Annotated in this window: 16 protein-coding genes; 6 read left to right on the top strand and 10 right to left on the bottom strand. The window is 68.7% G+C overall.

The genetic code is table 11. The features are described from left to right. The first annotated feature begins 7 nt into the window (after nucleotides 1-7). Entirely contained in the window at nucleotides 8-430 is a 423-nt protein-coding gene (locus IRG63_RS02560; protein WP_193509140.1) for a hypothetical protein, read from the top strand. A gap of 1 nt (nucleotide 431) precedes the next feature. Here the strand turns inward: IRG63_RS02560 and IRG63_RS02555 are convergent, their stop codons facing one another. Next, entirely contained in the window at nucleotides 432-1280 is an 849-nt protein-coding gene (locus IRG63_RS02555) for an alpha/beta fold hydrolase (protein ID WP_193509139.1), read from the bottom strand. A gap of 73 nt (nucleotides 1281-1353) precedes the next feature. Here IRG63_RS02555 and IRG63_RS02550 point away from each other — a divergent pair, with 73 nt between their 5' ends. Continuing rightward, the gene (locus IRG63_RS02550; protein ID WP_193509138.1) at nucleotides 1354-2016 is read left to right on the top strand and encodes a TetR/AcrR family transcriptional regulator; all 663 of its coding nucleotides are present in this window, start codon (nucleotides 1354-1356) and stop codon (nucleotides 2014-2016) included. A 104-nt stretch (nucleotides 2017-2120) separates the two neighbouring features. After that, nucleotides 2121-2471 (top strand): MmcQ/YjbR family DNA-binding protein, encoded by a 351-nt coding sequence (locus IRG63_RS02545; RefSeq protein ID WP_193509137.1) that lies wholly within the window; start codon nucleotides 2121-2123, stop codon nucleotides 2469-2471. Between the two features lie 150 nt (nucleotides 2472-2621). Here IRG63_RS02545 and IRG63_RS02540 read toward each other — a convergent pair whose 3' ends face one another. Next, nucleotides 2622-3977 carry an APC family permease gene (locus IRG63_RS02540; RefSeq protein ID WP_370566158.1) on the bottom strand — a complete coding sequence of 452 codons (1356 nt, stop codon included), beginning with the start codon at nucleotides 3975-3977 and terminating at the stop codon, nucleotides 2622-2624. A gap of 11 nt (nucleotides 3978-3988) precedes the next feature. Continuing rightward, nucleotides 3989-5653 (bottom strand): amidohydrolase, encoded by a 1665-nt coding sequence (locus IRG63_RS02535; RefSeq protein WP_193509136.1) that lies wholly within the window; start codon nucleotides 5651-5653, stop codon nucleotides 3989-3991. A gap of 103 nt (nucleotides 5654-5756) precedes the next feature. Here IRG63_RS02535 and IRG63_RS02530 point away from each other — a divergent pair, with 103 nt between their 5' ends. Then, on the top strand, nucleotides 5757-6359 hold the full coding sequence (locus IRG63_RS02530; protein WP_193509135.1) for a TetR/AcrR family transcriptional regulator C-terminal domain-containing protein: 603 nt from the start codon (nucleotides 5757-5759) through the stop codon (nucleotides 6357-6359). Between the two features lie 122 nt (nucleotides 6360-6481). Further along, complete coding sequence (locus tag IRG63_RS02525; protein ID WP_193509134.1) at nucleotides 6482-6955, top strand: hypothetical protein; 474 nt, start codon at nucleotides 6482-6484, stop codon at nucleotides 6953-6955. 118 nt (nucleotides 6956-7073) lie between these two features. Here the strand turns inward: IRG63_RS02525 and IRG63_RS02520 are convergent, their stop codons facing one another. Beyond that, nucleotides 7074-8453, bottom strand: a complete 1380-nt coding sequence (locus tag IRG63_RS02520; RefSeq protein ID WP_193509133.1) for an HNH endonuclease signature motif containing protein — start codon at nucleotides 8451-8453, stop codon at nucleotides 7074-7076. Nucleotides 8454-8691: 238 nt separating this feature from the next. Between IRG63_RS02520 and IRG63_RS02515 the strand changes: the two genes are divergently transcribed. Next, nucleotides 8692-9003 carry an SHOCT domain-containing protein gene (locus IRG63_RS02515; RefSeq protein ID WP_193509132.1) on the top strand — a complete coding sequence of 104 codons (312 nt, stop codon included), beginning with the start codon at nucleotides 8692-8694 and terminating at the stop codon, nucleotides 9001-9003. Between the two features lie 61 nt (nucleotides 9004-9064). Here the strand turns inward: IRG63_RS02515 and IRG63_RS02510 are convergent, their stop codons facing one another. The 6 genes from IRG63_RS02510 to IRG63_RS14010 form a co-directional block, all read right to left on the bottom strand. Beyond that, a complete protein-coding gene (locus IRG63_RS02510) occupies nucleotides 9065-9391 on the bottom strand; it encodes a hypothetical protein (protein ID WP_193509131.1) in 327 nt (108 codons plus the stop codon). A gap of 85 nt (nucleotides 9392-9476) precedes the next feature. Then, a complete protein-coding gene (locus IRG63_RS02505) occupies nucleotides 9477-11258 on the bottom strand; it encodes a gamma-glutamyltransferase (protein WP_193509129.1) in 1782 nt (593 codons plus the stop codon). Nucleotides 11259-11281: 23 nt separating this feature from the next. Continuing rightward, nucleotides 11282-12187, bottom strand: coding sequence for an RNA polymerase sigma factor SigJ (gene sigJ / locus IRG63_RS02500; protein WP_210422568.1), 906 nt, complete (start codon nucleotides 12185-12187; stop codon nucleotides 11282-11284). Next, nucleotides 12166-12717 carry a carboxymuconolactone decarboxylase family protein gene (locus IRG63_RS02495; protein ID WP_193509128.1) on the bottom strand — a complete coding sequence of 184 codons (552 nt, stop codon included), beginning with the start codon at nucleotides 12715-12717 and terminating at the stop codon, nucleotides 12166-12168. Before IRG63_RS02495 ends, sigJ begins: the two co-directional genes overlap by 22 nt. 199 nt (nucleotides 12718-12916) lie before the next feature. Beyond that, on the bottom strand, nucleotides 12917-13594 hold the full coding sequence (locus tag IRG63_RS02490; RefSeq protein ID WP_227411700.1) for a response regulator transcription factor: 678 nt from the start codon (nucleotides 13592-13594) through the stop codon (nucleotides 12917-12919). Continuing rightward, complete coding sequence (locus IRG63_RS14010; RefSeq protein WP_193509126.1) at nucleotides 13587-15659, bottom strand: ATP-binding protein; 2073 nt, start codon at nucleotides 15657-15659, stop codon at nucleotides 13587-13589. The genes IRG63_RS02490 and IRG63_RS14010 overlap by 8 nt, the downstream gene beginning before the upstream one ends. Between the last annotated feature and the right edge of the window lie 113 nt (nucleotides 15660-15772).

Genomic DNA, 15772 nt, shown 5'->3' with positions numbered 1-15772 from the left:
ATAGTGCATGCAGGGGCAATCGGACGACGGCAACTGGGTCTACGGCTCACCCGAGACGCGTGTCGAGATGGGGCCGACCTACGGCTGGGTCGGCGCGATCCTCACCGTCGGCGCCGCCCTGGTGACGCTGTGGCTGCTGCAGTTCCAGGGCCAGGTTGACGCCGCCGGCGCACGCACCTACACGCTGTCCTGGGTCGGCATGATCGCGATCATCATCGGCCTGTTCGCGCTTGCCGGGCTGCGCGGCTCCCGTGCCGGCCGCACCGTCGTCTGGGTCGGGATGGCGCTCGCCGGAGCCGTGACGCTCGTCATGGCGGTGCAGGTGCTCGTCTTCTATATAGAGGTAGGCGGCAACGTGATCGTGCACCTGAACCCGGGCGGGCTGGCGCTCACCGAGAACGTGCCCCGATTCCTGCCGGCGAACGTCTGAGCTAGCTGGACGCGACCCGCTCGCCGGAGGTGACGAACTCCATCACTGCGTCGAGGGTCTCGTCTGCCACGAGGATCCGGCCGTGGCCGAGTCCCTCGGTGACGATGAGCTGCGCGCGCGGGTGGGCGGCGGCCAGCCGCTCGGACTGCTCGACCGGCACCATCCGGTCGCCGCGGTCGTGGATGAGGAGCATCCGGATGTCCGCCGTCAACGGCGCGCGAACGCTCGAGAAGAGCTCCACCCCGGAGTCGTCGCGCACTACCCGGCTGCGGAACAGCTCGGGCAGCGCGGCCGCAATTTCCGGGCGCAGCCGCAGCGCGCGCCGGAAGCCGTCGTAGAGGTTGTCGGCCTCGGCGACACCGGAGATCCCGACCAGGCGACCGACCGTGAGCCCGCGGTGGATGGCGACGAGGGTGGCAAGTGTGCCCATCGAGTGGCCGACCACGGTGTGGAAGGAGCCGTGCTTGCGCTGCAGCTGCTCGATCGCGTCCAGGTAGTCGAGGATGCTGGTGCGCCGCCCGCCGGACGCGCCGTTGGCGGGAGCGTCGAAGCTGACGACCGTGAATCCGGATGCGCGCAGCTCGCGCACCAGGCGGGCGAACTGCGCGGCGCGCCCGCGCCAACCGTGTACCAGCAGCACCGTCTCGGTGCCCTGGCCCCACTGGTAGGTGGTCACGCGTTTGCCGTTGACCGTGATGGTGTCGCGGACGGCGGCCTCGTGCGTCGCGGCGGCATCGGCGCGGACCGGGAGCCGAGGTCCGACCCGCATGAAGAGTGGGAACGCGATCCTTGCCGCGAGTGTTGGGGAGAGGCGTCCGACCGCGTTGAGCGCGGTGCCGATGGGGTTCATGAAGTGCTCCTGAAAAGAATACGAACGGTCGTGCAACTAACTATACGAACGATCGTGCGTTTACACTAGTGGCATGGATGTAATCGACGGACGCCGGCTGCGCGGGGACGAGTCTCGTCGCACCGTGCTGGAGCGCGCCATGGATGTCGCGTCGGTTCACGGACTGGGCGGACTGTCGCTGGGGACCCTCGCGGCCGACGTCGGCGCGAGCAAAAGCGGCGTCGCCGCACTGTTCGGATCGAAGGAGCGGCTGCAGGTCGCGGTTGTCCAGGCGGCGCGCGAGGTGTTTCTGGAGACGGTGATCGAACCGGCGCGGTCACAGCCGCGCGGCTTGCCGCGGCTTGCCGCGCTCGTGATGCGCTGGCTGGCGTACTCAAAGAACCGGGTGTTCACCGGTGGCTGTTTCTTCCTTGCCGCGGCCACGGAGTTCGACTCCAAGCCGGGCGTCATCCGCGACGCGATCGCCGAGCAGTTGGACGAGTGGGACGGCTACCTGGTTGCGACGATCGGGTATGCGATGCGGCAGGGCGAGCTGCCGCTGCTGGACGACGCCGAACAGCTCGCGTTCGAGCTGCGGGCGCTCGAGGAACAAGCGAACTCCCGGTCGCTGCTGCGCGGTGGAGGAGATGAGCCGTACCGGCGTGCCCGCCGAGCGACCACGGACAGGCTGCTGTCGCTCGGCGCGGATCCGACGGTACTCGAAGCGAGCGGTCTGGTCCCGGCTCCCGCGGGTTGAGGGATTCCGCGAAGCGCAATCGTCTCGAAACCAGCTCTCGGACGGTGGTTTCGAGACGATCGCTGCGCGATCCCTCAACCGCCGTAACCGCGTAGCCTCAACCCATGAACGCTGACTCGTTGCGCGAGCTGTGCCTCTCCCTCCCGCAGGCGATCGAGACGTTCCCGTTCGACCTCGACACGAGCGTGTTCAAGACGAGCGGCAACAACAAGATCTTCGCCCTCGGCGACTTGGCGGCGCATCCGTTGAAAATCTCGCTCAAGGTTGATCCGGAGGATTCGATCGCCCTCCGGCAGGAGTTCGAGCAGATCACCCCCGGCTATCACCTGAACAAGAAGCACTGGATCACCATCGAACTCGACGGCGGGGTGCCGGATGCGCTCGTCGAGCAGCTGATCCGCGGCAGTCACGCGCTGGTGAAGCCCAAGACACCGCGAGCCAAGCCCGCTCGTTGAGGGATTCCGCGCAGCGCAATCGTCTCGAAACCAGCTTGGGGAGGGTGGTTTCGAGACGATCGCTTCGCGATCCCTCAACCACTGGGGACGCAGAAGGGCGCCTTCACCACCCGAAGATGAAGGCGCCCTCGTCTGGGTCTCGACCGTCCGCTACTCCTTCAGGTCGATCATCGGCGTCGGACGACGCCAGCCGCGCGTGATCACCAGCTGGTACACCACGCCGATCGCGAGCCAGATCAGGCCGACGATCAGGGTGCGCGGCGACAGGCTCGTCCACAGCCAGATGGTCAGCGCGAAGCCGATCAGCGGCAGCACCAGGTAGTGCAGCACCGCAACTCCCTCGCGCTGCTTCTCGCCCATGAAGTAGTGCTTCACGACCGACAGGTTGACGGCAGAGAACGCGATGAGCGCGCCGAAGCTGATCATCTCGGCGAGCAGCCCGAGGTCGATCCAAATCGCGACCAGCGACACCACCGACACCGCGAGGATCGCCAGCACCGGGGTGCCGAAGCGCTTGTTGATGCGTCCGAAGAAGCCGCGCGGCAGCACGCCGTCGCGTCCCATCGCGAACAGGATCCGGGACACGGATGCCTGTGACGCCAGCGCCGACCCGGTGGCACCGGCAACGTAGGCGGCGGTGAAGAACGCGGCGAGGAACTGTCCACCGGCGACGCCCATCACATCGAGGGCCGCGCTGTCGACATCCGTGAACGCATGCGTCGGCAGCACCAGGTGTCCGACGTAGGAGATGCCGATGAACAGCGCGCCGGCGACAAGCGTCGTGAGCATGATCGCCCGCGGCACCTTCACGGTCGGATCCTTGGTCTCCTCTGCCAGCGTCGACACCGAGTCGAAGCCGAGGAATGACAGGCACAGCACCGCAGCGCCGGCCGCGACGACACCGAAGCCATCCGGAGCACCGGTCCCGGTGAACGGGGCCATCAGGTCGACTGTTGTGCCCTGCGAGATCGACCCGACCGAGAGCGCCACGAACACCGCGATGAAGATCGCCTGCACCGCGATGATGACGAAGTTGGTGCGCGCCACCGACACGATGCCGATGACGTTGAGCACCGTCACCAGTGCGATCGCCGCGAGGATGAACACCCAGTTCGCGATCGCCGGGAACGCCGCGTTCAGGTAGATGCCGATGACGAGGTAGTTGATCATCGGCAGGAACAGGTAGTCCAGCATGAGCGCCCAGCCGGCCAGGAAGCCGACGCCGGGGCCGAAGCTGCGCTGCGTGTAGGTGTACGCAGAGCCGGCGTACGGGAACGCCTTCGACAGCAGCCCGTAGGAGCGGGCGGTGAACACCATGGCGATCAGGGTGACGATGTAGGCGAGCGGAACGCGTCCGCCGGTCATCTGGGCGACGATGCCGTAGGTCGTGAAGACGGTGAGCGGCACCATGTAGACGAGCCCGAACATGACGAGCGACGGGGTGCCGAGCACACGGCGCAGACCTTCGGTGGTCGGCGGCTTCTCAGCGGCGATCTCTGTGGTCAATCCAGTTCCTTTCAGGGGTGCGGCAACGCTGCCGCAGCAGTGGGGGTGGTGCTGAGTACAACTGGTTCGCCCGCGAGGTAGGTGGCTCGTACGGCGATGTCCGGCATTGTGGTGCGGTCGGTGGTGCGCGGGTCGCGCTCGAGCCAGACCAGATCGGCGCTCGCGCCAACCTCGATCCGGCCCCAGGGCGCATCCGTGCGGTCGGCGAGGGCCTGGGTGGCCACGCCGCTGGTGTAGGCGGCCAGCGCGGTCGCGATGTCGAGTCGTTCGTGCGGAGTCCAGCCGCCGGCCGGGTCTCCGGATGCGGTTGTGCGGCTGGTCGCGACGGCGATCCCGTCGAGCGGTGCGGCACTCGAGCACGGCCAGTCGGAGCCGAACGACAGCGCGCCGCCGTCGTCGAGCAGGGAGCGCATCGCGTACTGCCGGTCGGCGCGGTCCTCGCCGAGCCGCGGGACGGTGAGCAGTGTCATCAGGGCGTCCAGCTGCGCCCACAGCGGCTGCATGTTCGCGATGACGCGGAGCCGGGCGAAGCGGGCCCGGTCGGCCTCGCTGACGAGCTGGGCGTGGGCGATCACCGGGCGGTTGGCGGACGGCCCGTTGACGGATGCCGCGTACTCGATCGCGTCGAGGGCGACCCGCACCGCGCGGTCGCCGATGGCGTGGATGTGCGGCTGGAGTCCGGCGGCGTCGACCGCGGCGACCGACCGGGCCAGGTGCTCCGGCTCCCAGACCAGCATGCCGTGGTCGTGCATGCCGCTGCAGTAAGGCTCAAGCAGCGCGCCGGTCTCGTTCTCGACCACCCCGTCGGCGAAGAACTTGACGCTGTGCGCGGTGAGCAGCGGCGAGCCGGCCGCCTCGATGCGGCGACGGATCTCGACCAGCGACGGCAGCGCGTCCGGGAACACCCGCGGGTCGGCGAGCAGCGCGAGGTTGACCCGGGTGGCGAGCACCCCGCGGCGGGCTGCCTCGAGGTAGACGTCGACGTCGTCGGGCTCGACCCAGGCATCCTGCACCCAGGTCACGCCGAGGGAGGCGAACTGGCGGGTGGCGCGGGCGAGCGCATCGACCCGCTCGTCGAGGCTGAAGCCGCCGGATGCGCGGGTCACCAGCTCGACAGCGCCCCACTCGCGCAGGGTGCCGAGCGGGCTGCCGTCGGGGCGGCGCGGGATCTCGCCGAGCACGGGCTCCGGCGTGTTCGCGTCGATGCCGGCGAGCTCGAGCGCGCGGGAATTGACCCAGACGGTGTGGTAGTCCCAGGCGCGCAGGATCACCGGGCGGTCGGGCACCGCCTCGTCGAGCCAGCGCGCGTCGAACAGGCCGCCGGGCGAGAGGCTGCCGTCGTAGGAGGCGCCGATGATCCACTCGCGGTCGGGGTGGGCGTCGGCGTAGCGGCGCACCTCCTCGACGATCTCGGCGATGCTGGTGCAGCCGCGGACCCGCGGGCCGGCCTCCTCGAGGCCGCCGAAGATCGGGTGGGCGTGGCCGTCGCCGAAGGAGGGCATCAGGAATCCGCCGGCCAGGTGGACGGTTTCGGTGCCGTCCGGGGCCGAGTCGTGGGCTTCGGGGCCGATCGCGTGGATCCGGCCATCGACGACGAGCACGGCAGAGGCATCCGGTCGGCCGTGGCCGGTCCAGATCGTGCCGCCCGTGAAGAGTCGCGGTCGGGGGTCGTTCATCGTCGAACTCCTCCATTGGAACTCGTGCGAACGAACGTCGTTCGTATCGGATACCGTACTGAGTGTCGGGCAAAATGCATAGAGGCAGATTGCGAGGGTCGCGATGACGTTGACCGCAAGGAAAATCGCGCTGGCGGCGTTCCAGATCGCCGAGGCCGATGGCATCGAGCACCTGACGATGAAGACGCTGGCGCAGAAGCTGAACCGGCGGCCGTCGTCGCTGTACAACCACATCGACGGGCGCGATGATTTGATCGAGCGGATGCGCGCGATCGTGGTCGAGTCGATCGACAATTCGCCGTTCGAGTCGGAGCCGTGGGACCGGGCGCTGATCGCCTGGGGCAAGAGCTATCTGGCGGCGTTTGCGGCGCATCCGAGCTGCATTCGGCTGCTCGCGACCACGCCGATCACCGATCCGAGCACACTGCGGATGTATGAGGTGGTGGTCGGTGCGCTGACCCGCGCGGGGTGGCCGGATGGCGACGCGGTCGCCGTGATGCGCACGGTCGAGGCGCACGTGCTGGGTTCGGCGCTGGACATCATCGCCCCGGACAACCTGCTGTCACCGGATGCTGTGCCGAGCGAGCTGCCGACGTTGCTGCGCTCGCTGGACCCGAAGTACTCGGACCGCTGGAACGCGCACGCCGCATTCGAGCTGGGCATCGAGGCGTTGGTCAACGGCTTGCGCTCCCGCCTGCCCGCGTAACTTGGTGGTCGAGCTACTCGGTGGTCGAGCCCGTCGAGACTCTCGCGCCGCTGCACCACTAACACGCGCCGCCCCCGAAGGTGGAGTGCCGAACAATGACCTTCGCGGCTAGCATCCGGCACATGAGGATTCTTGGGGGAGTTGTCATCGTGGCCGTTGGCCTGATGCTTGCGGGCTGTGCGGCGCTAACGCAAGCCGCGGTCACTCTCGAAGAGCTGGAGGTCGATCGGCTGGTGACCAGCGATGTGGATCCGGCATCCACCCCGGGTTTCGTCAATGACCCGCAGACGGAAGTCGACATGATTGGCGACGAGATTCCGTACAGCACCATTGATGGCGCGTCCATCCGCTATCAGGGCGAGTGGGATGACACGAGCATCTATCTCGGGGTGGTGGATACGGCGACGGTCAGGATTATCACCCTGCTCCCGGATGTCCCTGATGGCTGGGCAGCAGGCGGCTCCTTGGGCAATACGGTCTTCGGCCTGGCAACTGGCACCGACGGAAAGATGAACGTGCAGTACGTTCCGCACGGTACCGCAGAGGTGCCCGAGGGCTGGATTGCTCTCTCCGATTGGATCATCGTCCGCCCCTGAGTCGGTGATCGAGACTCTCGCTGGTTGAGGGATCGCGAAGCGATCGTCTCGAAACCAGCCTTCTCGGTGATCGAGCCTGTCGAGATCGGTCTCGACAAGCTGGACCAACCCCCGCGGATCAGCCGGTGTCTCTGAGGGCGCGTTTGAGCTGGGCGAGGATGCGCGGTTTGGATTTGCTGACGCGGATCCACTCCCGTCTGGGGTCCATCCAGGATGGTGGTCGGAATTCTGGGACGCCCTCGTTGATGCGGATCTCCCAGCCTGAGCGACCGAGGGTGCGGTGGTGGTGCCAGCACAGCAGCACCCCGTTGTCGATTTCGGTGGGTCCGCCTTCGGCGTGGGGCATGACGTGGTGGATTTCGCACCAGTCGCCGGGCGCGCCGCAGCCGGGTGCTGCGCAGTAGTAGCCATCGCGGGCGGCGATCGCTTTGCGCTGCTGGGGAGTGAACCCGCGGGTGGGGCTACCGAGAGCGATCACCGCACCGTTCTGGTCGAGGATGACGGTCTGGGTGTCGGCGGTGCAGGCCAGCTGCCGCACGGTCTTGATGGAGAGCGGGGCGTCGATCCCGTCGATCCAGCCGGCGCCGGTGACGTTCTGCAGATCCTCGGCGCTGACGGTGACCAGCACCGTGGGTGCCGCCCCGTTCAGCTTCGGGGTCTCCGGGTCGCGGGCCGCGGCCGACAGAATGCCGCCGAGTACATCGTGTCGTTTCTGGTCGGGTGTGCGGTCGACGCGGATCACCAGCTCGTCCGGTTCAGCTTCCGCAGGCGCGTCGCCGTCGGGTCGGAAGGCGGGTTCCCGGCGTGGGGTCAGGTAGGCGTTGAACAGTCGCTCCAGCTGCCCGGCCACCAGCGGGGTGAGGTTGCCGGAGATCGGCACCAGACCGCCGTTGACCCGTCCGAGGCGGATGCCGCGCTTGGCGAGGGCCTCCTCCTCGTCCGGGGCAACACCGTCGGGGTCGATGTACGCACGCCACACCACAGCCTGGATCCGTAGCTCCCCGGCGGTCATTGTCGGTGTGGCCGCGGACTCCACCAGCGCGGTCTCCGCCGCTCGCAGGTGGTCGGGGTTCGCTCGGTGAGCGGCCGGCGCGAGTTCGTCGACGATCGCCGCCGCGAAGTCCTGCGACAGTTTCCCTTCCGCCATTGCGGCGGCGACCACCGAAAACTCCGCCGGCCACGCCTCGCCGACCAGGTTGCTGCGGTCCCTGAGCTTTTCCCCCAGTCTGATCCGCTTGCGGATGGTGTTCACCGCCGCACCGGTGGTGCGCTCCAGCAGTTCGGTGCCGCTGCGGCATCCGCGCTTGGCAGCCAGTGAATCGCTGCCCAACATCCGCCAGGAGCGGTGCTCTACCTCCGCCGCGATTGCGAGTCGGGCGGCGTCGAGCTGCCGCCCGTACTCTTCTTCAATGGTGCGGGCGGCGTCGACCAATTCGTTGTCACCCAGGTGCCGGATACTGAGTACCGCGCCGGGTGCGAACGGGTCGAAGTTGGTCATGTAACGATGGTGACACCACCACCCGACATTCGAATCTACATTCGAGCCAGCCGGGGACAAGTCGTAAACGCCTCGGTCTGTGGAGGACTCTTCGCCCTCCGATGTTGAGGCATGCCGGGAAGCGCAGTCGTCTCGAAACCGCTGCACCTATCGGTGGTCGAGCCTGTCGAGGCCCCGCTGACTCCTCCCCTCACTAGTGTGAGACCACACACCGCACCCGCACCGAGAGGCGCCGCAGATGTTCCCCGAGATGGAATCTGTCGTCCCAACGTTCACCGCATTGTTCGCGATTGTCGGCATCCTGATCCTGGCCGGTACAGCAGCGGTGGTCGTCCTGATTGTGCTGAATGTTCGCAAGGTCAAGCGTGTAGGGCACAACCCGCTCACCCTCAATGCCGATCTCTCTGTCCGTGCGCTGAACAGCGCATTGCTGGCGCCGGAAAAGAGCATCGAGGCGCGCTTGGCTGAACTGGATGACCTGCTGAAGCGTGGCGTGATCTCGACTGACGAGCACGGCCAAGCCCGGTTGCGAGTGCTCTCCGGCGACTGACCACGGACTCGCCGGCCCCGGGATCGCGAAGCGATCGTCTTGAAACCAGCACGCGGGGGAGCTAGCCGAGGAGTTCGACCGCGATAGGGACGCTCCGCATCGCAGGGACTCGCTCGGCGACCGCTGCGCCGTCCAGGATCGCAGCGGTTCCGTCGCTGAATGAGCGGGGGACGTAGACGCCGCGCGGCCCGGGGGCGATTGGAAACCAGTACCCGTCTGTATCGAAGTAGGCGACGCCGACGAGGCGGGCCCCTGGCTCCGACTCGCCGAGGTGGGCGAGTGCGCAGCGGCTTGCGCTGTAGGCAGAGTGCGAGCCGCTCATGGGTTGGGCGTCCCACCGCGAGCCAGGCTCGAAGGCGTCGGTCGTGTTCTCTGTCTCGTCGCGCATGGTGTGGGCTCCTATTGGGGGTGGTTGGGCGGTTGCAAAGGCATCGAAGGATCTCGACAGGCTCGATCATCGAATGGGCGAGAACTCACCGCCCGGCCGCGTACCCCTGATTCCCGCGCGGGTTCGCCGCCGCGTAGAGCAGCCCGGTCTCCGGATCCAGCCCGGCCGTCGACAACCGGCCCAGCGTCCAGTCGCCCGCCCGCGTCACCACGTGCCCGCGCGCCTCGAGCTCACCGATCACCTCATCACCCAGCCGGTCCTCGACCACCGCGCCGCCGGGCACCCAGGTGCGCGGCCAGAACGAGTCCGGGAACGACGTGGTGTGCAAGGTCGCCGCGTCGATCGCCTGCTGCGGCTCGTACCCGCCGACGATGGTGCGCAGCAGGTACGGCAGCTGCCACTGATCTTGCTGGTCGCCGCCGGGGGAGCCGAGCGCTCCAACCGCACGACCGTCGCGCAGGATCAGTGTCGGCGTGAGCGTGGTCCGCGGCCGCCGCCCCGGCACCAGCGATGACGGAGCATCCGGGATCAGCCAGGTCATCTGCAGCCGCGAGCCGAGGCAGAAGCCGAGCTCCGGGATGGTTGGATTCGACTGCAGCCAGCCGCCGGACGGCGTCACCGCCACAATGTTCCCCCACCGGTCGATCACGTCGATGTGGCAGGTGTCGCCCTTGGTCTCGCCGGTGCGGGACACCGTCGGCTCGCCCGCCCCGGCAGCGGATGCGCCGGCCGTGCGCAGCTCGGGGACGAACGGCGACCGCCCCGCCACCCGACCCGGCCGCAGCTCGTGCGACGCGGCATCCGTGATCAGCGCCCGCCGCTCGGCCGCGTTCTCCGGCGACAGCAGCCGCTCGAGCGCCACGTCGCCGGTGTCGCCGTAGTAGGCCTCCCGGTCGGCGAGGGCCAGCTTCTGCGCCTCCAGGATGGTGTGCGCGCCGAGCCCGGTGGACGGGTCCAGCCGCTCGTCGCCGAACCCGTCGAGGATCGCCAGCGACTGCAGCAGCGCCGGCCCCTGCGACCACGGCCCCGCCTTGGCGATGGTGTGCCCGCGGAAGTCGAGCGTCACCGCCGGCTCGTAGGAGGCCTGCCAGCCGGCGAGGTCGGATGCGCGAATCACCCCGGCGTGATCCGCGCCGGTGGAGTGCCGGTGCGGTGTGCGCACGAACGCGTCGATGGCATCGGCCACGAAGCCCTCCCGCCACTGAGCACGGGCGGCGTCGATGCGCGCCTCCCGGGTGTCGCCGGCGCTGGAAGCGAGCCGCTCGTAGGTGCGGGCGAGCGCCTCGTTGCGGACAAGCGCGCCGGGCGCCGGGACAGCGCCATCCGGCATCCACTGCTCGGCCGAGCTCGGCCAATGCTCGGTGAACAGCTCGGCCACCCGACCGATGGTGGCTGAGACGCGTTCGAGCAGCGGATGCCCGTCCCGGGCGTAGCCGATGGCGAAGGCGAGCACGTCGGCGAGCTCCCAGGTGCCGTGGTCACGCAGCAGCAGGAGCCAGGCGTCGACCGCGCCGGGGATGGCGGCGGCGAGGGCGCCGGATCCGGGCACCAGCTGGAGCCCTTCCGCGCGGTAGTGCTCGATGGTCGCGCCGGCCGGTGCCGGTCCCTGCCCCATCAGCACAACCGGGATGCCGGGCTGCTCGGCGGTGGCGAAGATGCCGACGAGGTCGCCGCCGGGTCCGTTCAGGTGCGGTTCGACGACGTGCAGCACGAAGCCGCAGGCGACGGCGGCGTCGAACGCGTTGCCGCCGCGCTCGAGCACGGCCTGGGCGGATGCGGTGGCGATCCAGTGCGTGGACGCCGCCATCCCGAACGAGCCGGTCAGGGTAGGGCGGGTGGTGAAGGCGCGCGGCGGGGTGTACGTCACGGAACTGACGCTACCGCTTCACCTCAATCCATTGAGTCGGCCGAAGCAGCGCTCACTCGTCCGAGTTTCTCGGGGTTGCGCACCACGTAGATCTCGGTGACCTTGTCGCCGTCGAGCACGAACGAGATCGCGCTGTCGACGCCGGTCGCGTCGAGACCGAGGATCGCCGCTTCGCCGTTCAGTTCGGCGAGCTGGAGCCGGATCGGGGCATCCGGTTTGCTCAGCACGCCCAACACGAACCGCAGCACCTTCTCGGGGGTGCGGATCGGCTGCAGGGCCGCTTTCTTGAAGCCGCCGCCGTCGGTGTACATGACCACGTCCGGCGCGAGCATAGAGACGAGGTCCTCGAGCGATCCGCCCACCGCGGCGGCGAGGAACCGCTCGGTGACCTCCCGATGGGTGCGCTTGTCGACCGGATGCCGCGGCGCGCGCTCGCGCACGCGTCCCCGTGCCCGGCTGGCCACCTGCCGGACGGCGGCGGGTGTCTTGCCCAGAGTGTCGGCGATCTCGTCGAAGCCGAGCCCGAACACGTCGTGCAGGACGAACGTTGCCCGTTCGGTCGGAGACAGGGACTCCAGCACCACCAGCATCGCGAGCGACACCGAGTCGGAGAGTTCGGCCGCGGCATCCGCCCCCGCCTCGGTCACGTCGGCGATCGGCTCCGGCAGCCAGGGTCCGATGTAACTCTCCCGCTGGCGCAGCTGGTGCCGCACGGCGTTGAGCGATTGGCGGGTCACCGCCTGCAGCAGGTACGCGCGCGGGTGTTCCACCCGGGCAAGATCGACGTCGGCGAATCGCAGCCAGGTTTCCTGGACGGCGTCCTCGGCGTCGGCCATCTTGCCGAGCACGCGGTACGCGGCGCCGATCATGGCCGGGCGGTGTTCGGCGAAGACGGTGGCGTTCTCGGTCACATCGGCCTCAACTCGCACTGGTCCTTGAATCCCTGGCTGGTCAGCCCCATGGCCGCGTTGGTGCGCGAGCGCTGGTTCTCCAGGGCGATGATTGCCGTGAGCTCGACGAGCTCGGGGTCTGACAGGTCGGAGCGCAGGGCGTCGACCATCTCGTCGGTCACTGTCGGCGGGGTCTGAGTCATCGCGACCGAGTATTCCATCACTCGACGCTCCAGGGGCGTGTACACGTCACTGGCCTGCCAGTTCGGCACCGCCCGGAGCTTGGCCTGGTCGACGCCCTGGTTGTTCGCTTCCCAGAAGCCGAAGTCCATGCACCAGCTGCAGCCGATCTCGGAGGCGCTGGCCATCGTCGCCAGGGCCTTCAGTGTCGGGTCCAGCGCATCCCACTTGGCGACGCTCGACTCGTGCCGGATCATCGTGCTCAGCACTTTCGGGTTGTGGTACGCGACCAGGCCGGGGTCGAGCACCCCGCCGTACTTGCGCTTGCTGTACGCCTCCATGAAGCGGACCTTCAGCGTGCGGGGGTGATCGAGCGGAATGCGGGCCATGGTGGTCTCCTTCTTTCTGAGTGGTCTCACCGGGGTAGACACCGCGCGCGCGGAAAGTGTGACACCCCGCGTGAAAGTGAGCCGAAAATGGCCGTCGCGAGCCAACCCTTGAGTCGGGACTTGTTGCCGTTATCAAGCCAGTCATAAGGGCAACAAGTCCCGACTCGATGGGACGGAGGCCGACACCTGGCGGCCGCAGCTAGCCGCCGTCGTTCTGCAGGAACGCGAGCACCGCCGCTACCCGTCGGTGCACACCGCTCTCGGGCAGCCGCAGCTTGGTGAAGATCGCGTTGACGTGCTTCTCGACGGTGGAAGTCGACAGGAACAGCGACTGCTCGATCCCCGCATTCGTCTTGCCCTGCGCCATCTCGTGCAGCACCTCCAGCTCGCGCGGCGACAGCGCGGCCAACGGGCTCGACTCCTCAGCACCACGCCGCCGCACCAGTGCGTCGACGATCTGCGGGTCGATCACCGAGCCGCCGGCGCGCACCTCGCGCAGCGCATGCACCAAGTCTTCGAGGTCGCCGATGCGGTCCTTCAACAGGTAGCCGAGCCCAGCCGACCCGTCGTCGAAGAGGGCAAGCGCGTAGCTCTCGTCCGCATGCTGCGACAGCACCACCACGCCTGTCGACGGCGACGAGGCCCGAATCGCGTGCGCCGCCTCGATCCCCTCCATGTGGTGGCCCGGCGGCATCCGGATGTCGGTGAGCACGGCGTCCGGGGAGAGCCGGCGCACCGCGTCCAGCAGCTCTGTCGCGTTGCCAGTCGAGGCCACAACCTCGATCTCGCCGGAGTCCTCGAGCAGGCGGCGCAGCCCCTCGCGCACGAGGTAGTTGTCCTCGGCGATCACGACTCGCAGCGCGCCCGAGTCATCCAAGACGGCCCGCCGCCTCACGTTCCACGGGCACATCGCGATCAACGGGCAGGTCGACGAGCACCGTCGTGCCCGACGGCTCGGCCGCCGACACGCTGACCGTGCCGCGCAGCGCCGCCACCCGGTCGCGGATGTTCGCCAGCCCGCCAGTCGTGGCCGACATCGGCGACGCCTCCCCGATGCCGCATCCGTCGTCGGTGATCGAGATCCGCAGGTGGCCGTTCGACCGGGCAAGTCCGACCGCCGCGTGCGACGCGTTCGCATGCTTCGCGGTGTTCGCCAGCGCCTCGCGCAACACGTAGTACGCCGTCGTCTCGATGTCGTCCGGGTAGCGCTCGGCGCGCACCGCGGCGTCCGCGGTGACGGCCAGCGGAATCGGATACCGCGCGGCCCCCGACTCGATCGCAGCCACGAGGCCATTGTCGGTCAGCACCGGCGGGTGGATGCCCTGAGCCAGCTCGCGCAGGTCGGTGAGCGTCTCGCGGGTCTGATCCTGCAGCGCGGCCAGCTCGGCGGCCGTCAGCTCGCCGCGCTCCAGACGGTTGCGCGCGAGGCGCAGCGCGGCGATCTGCGCCACCACGTTCTGCTGGATCCCGTCGTGCAGGTCCCGTTCGAGGCGGCGGCGCTCGTCGTCCTGCGCGGCCACGAGTCGTTCGCGGGAGGCGGTCAGTTCGTCCAGTTGCTCGGCGAGCTGCGCCGTCAGCCGCACGTTGGCAACGGATGCCGCCGCCTGCCCCGCGACGGTGTGCAGCAGCATCCGCTCGGCGTCGCTGTACTCGCCGCGGTACCGCGGTCCGACCTCGATGCGCCCGAGCGTCTCGTCGCCGCGCACGAGATCGGCCGACAGTATCGGGTCACCGGACACGATGCCGGCGACTCCGACGGGCGACGCCGCGAGCGCCCCATCCGTCGACGCCAGCCGGATCTGCACCCACGACGCGCCGAGCCCGTCGCGCACCGCCTCGGCAAGTCGCGAGAGCAGCTCGCGGGGCTCGCCGGCCCGCTCCAACTCCGTGCCGAGCTCGCTCAGCATCATGAGTTGGCGGTCGCGGTCCCCGAAGACGGCCCGGTGGATCGCCCGTTGCATCCACGTGCGCACCGGGAGGAGGCAGACGGCGAGGAGGGTGGTGATGAGGATCGCGGGCACGACCCGGAGCCGGCCCGCGAGCAGGATCGCCGGCATCGCGACGGCGATGGCGTAGATCACCGTGATGAGCAGGTTCGATGATCGTGCGACGTTCCGCCCGCGATCACCGGGGGCGATGTCGAACGCGCCGTAGCGGAAGATGCCGTGGATCGCGGCGATCGGCATCGCGATCAGCGCCGCGTAGACGAGCACCTCGATGCCCCAGAAGCCCGGGACGAAGGTCCACAAACCGAACGCTAGGACGCTCGCGCCCACGGTGATCGCCATCACCCGGGTTCGTGCCCGCACCTCCGGTTCACCGAAGAGCGCTCGGGATGCGAGTAGTACGAGACCTAGGATGACCGCGGGCCACGGTTGGGCGATGAGGAACTGCACCGCGGGTGCCGCCCATTCGAGCCACGGCACCGCGTACGGGTTCGGGATGGCGTCGCCGCTGATGCCGATGTACTGCGACATCACCACGTGCGGCGTGGTGATCAGGGTCAGCGGCCCCACGAGCAGCGGCGTCCAGAGGACGGCGACCGCGATGCGCTGCCAGCGGGACTCGAGCCGACCGTCGGGGAATGTCGCGAACACGACGAGGAAGGCCGCGGTGGCCGTCGCATCCGCCGTCAGTCCGATCAGGTTGACGAGCGGGAACCACGGCTCGGTCATGAGCCCCAGGTTCCGCTGCATGAATGTCTCGTACGCAGAGCCGACGAGCATCGCGGTTGCGGCCAGCGCGATGAACAGGGCGGTGCGCGACGACGACACGGTGAGCAGCCACATCCCGAACACGAACAGCGGCAGCACACCGAGCATCGGCCAGGCGAGGCCGTGGTCGGCGTCGGCCTCGATGAACCCGCGCACGACGACGATGTAGACCAATGCCGCGACCCCGATCGGGCCGAGCGTCGCCAGGCACACCCACCTGCGGTTCACGGTTCAATCGTCCTCCTGTCGGGCCGTTCGCGGGAGAGGGGCATCCGCACCACTCGCATGGCGGCTGGCCCCCATCGGCCGTGCGGGGAGCCTCACCGCGGCATCCGGTCTCC

The organism is Cryobacterium sp. BB736 (assembly GCF_014980265.1).
In the GTDB taxonomy this organism is placed as follows: domain Bacteria; phylum Actinomycetota; class Actinomycetes; order Actinomycetales; family Microbacteriaceae; genus Terrimesophilobacter.
Note: the sequence above shows the minus strand (reverse complement) of the source record. Positions and strands in the feature narration are given on the sequence as shown.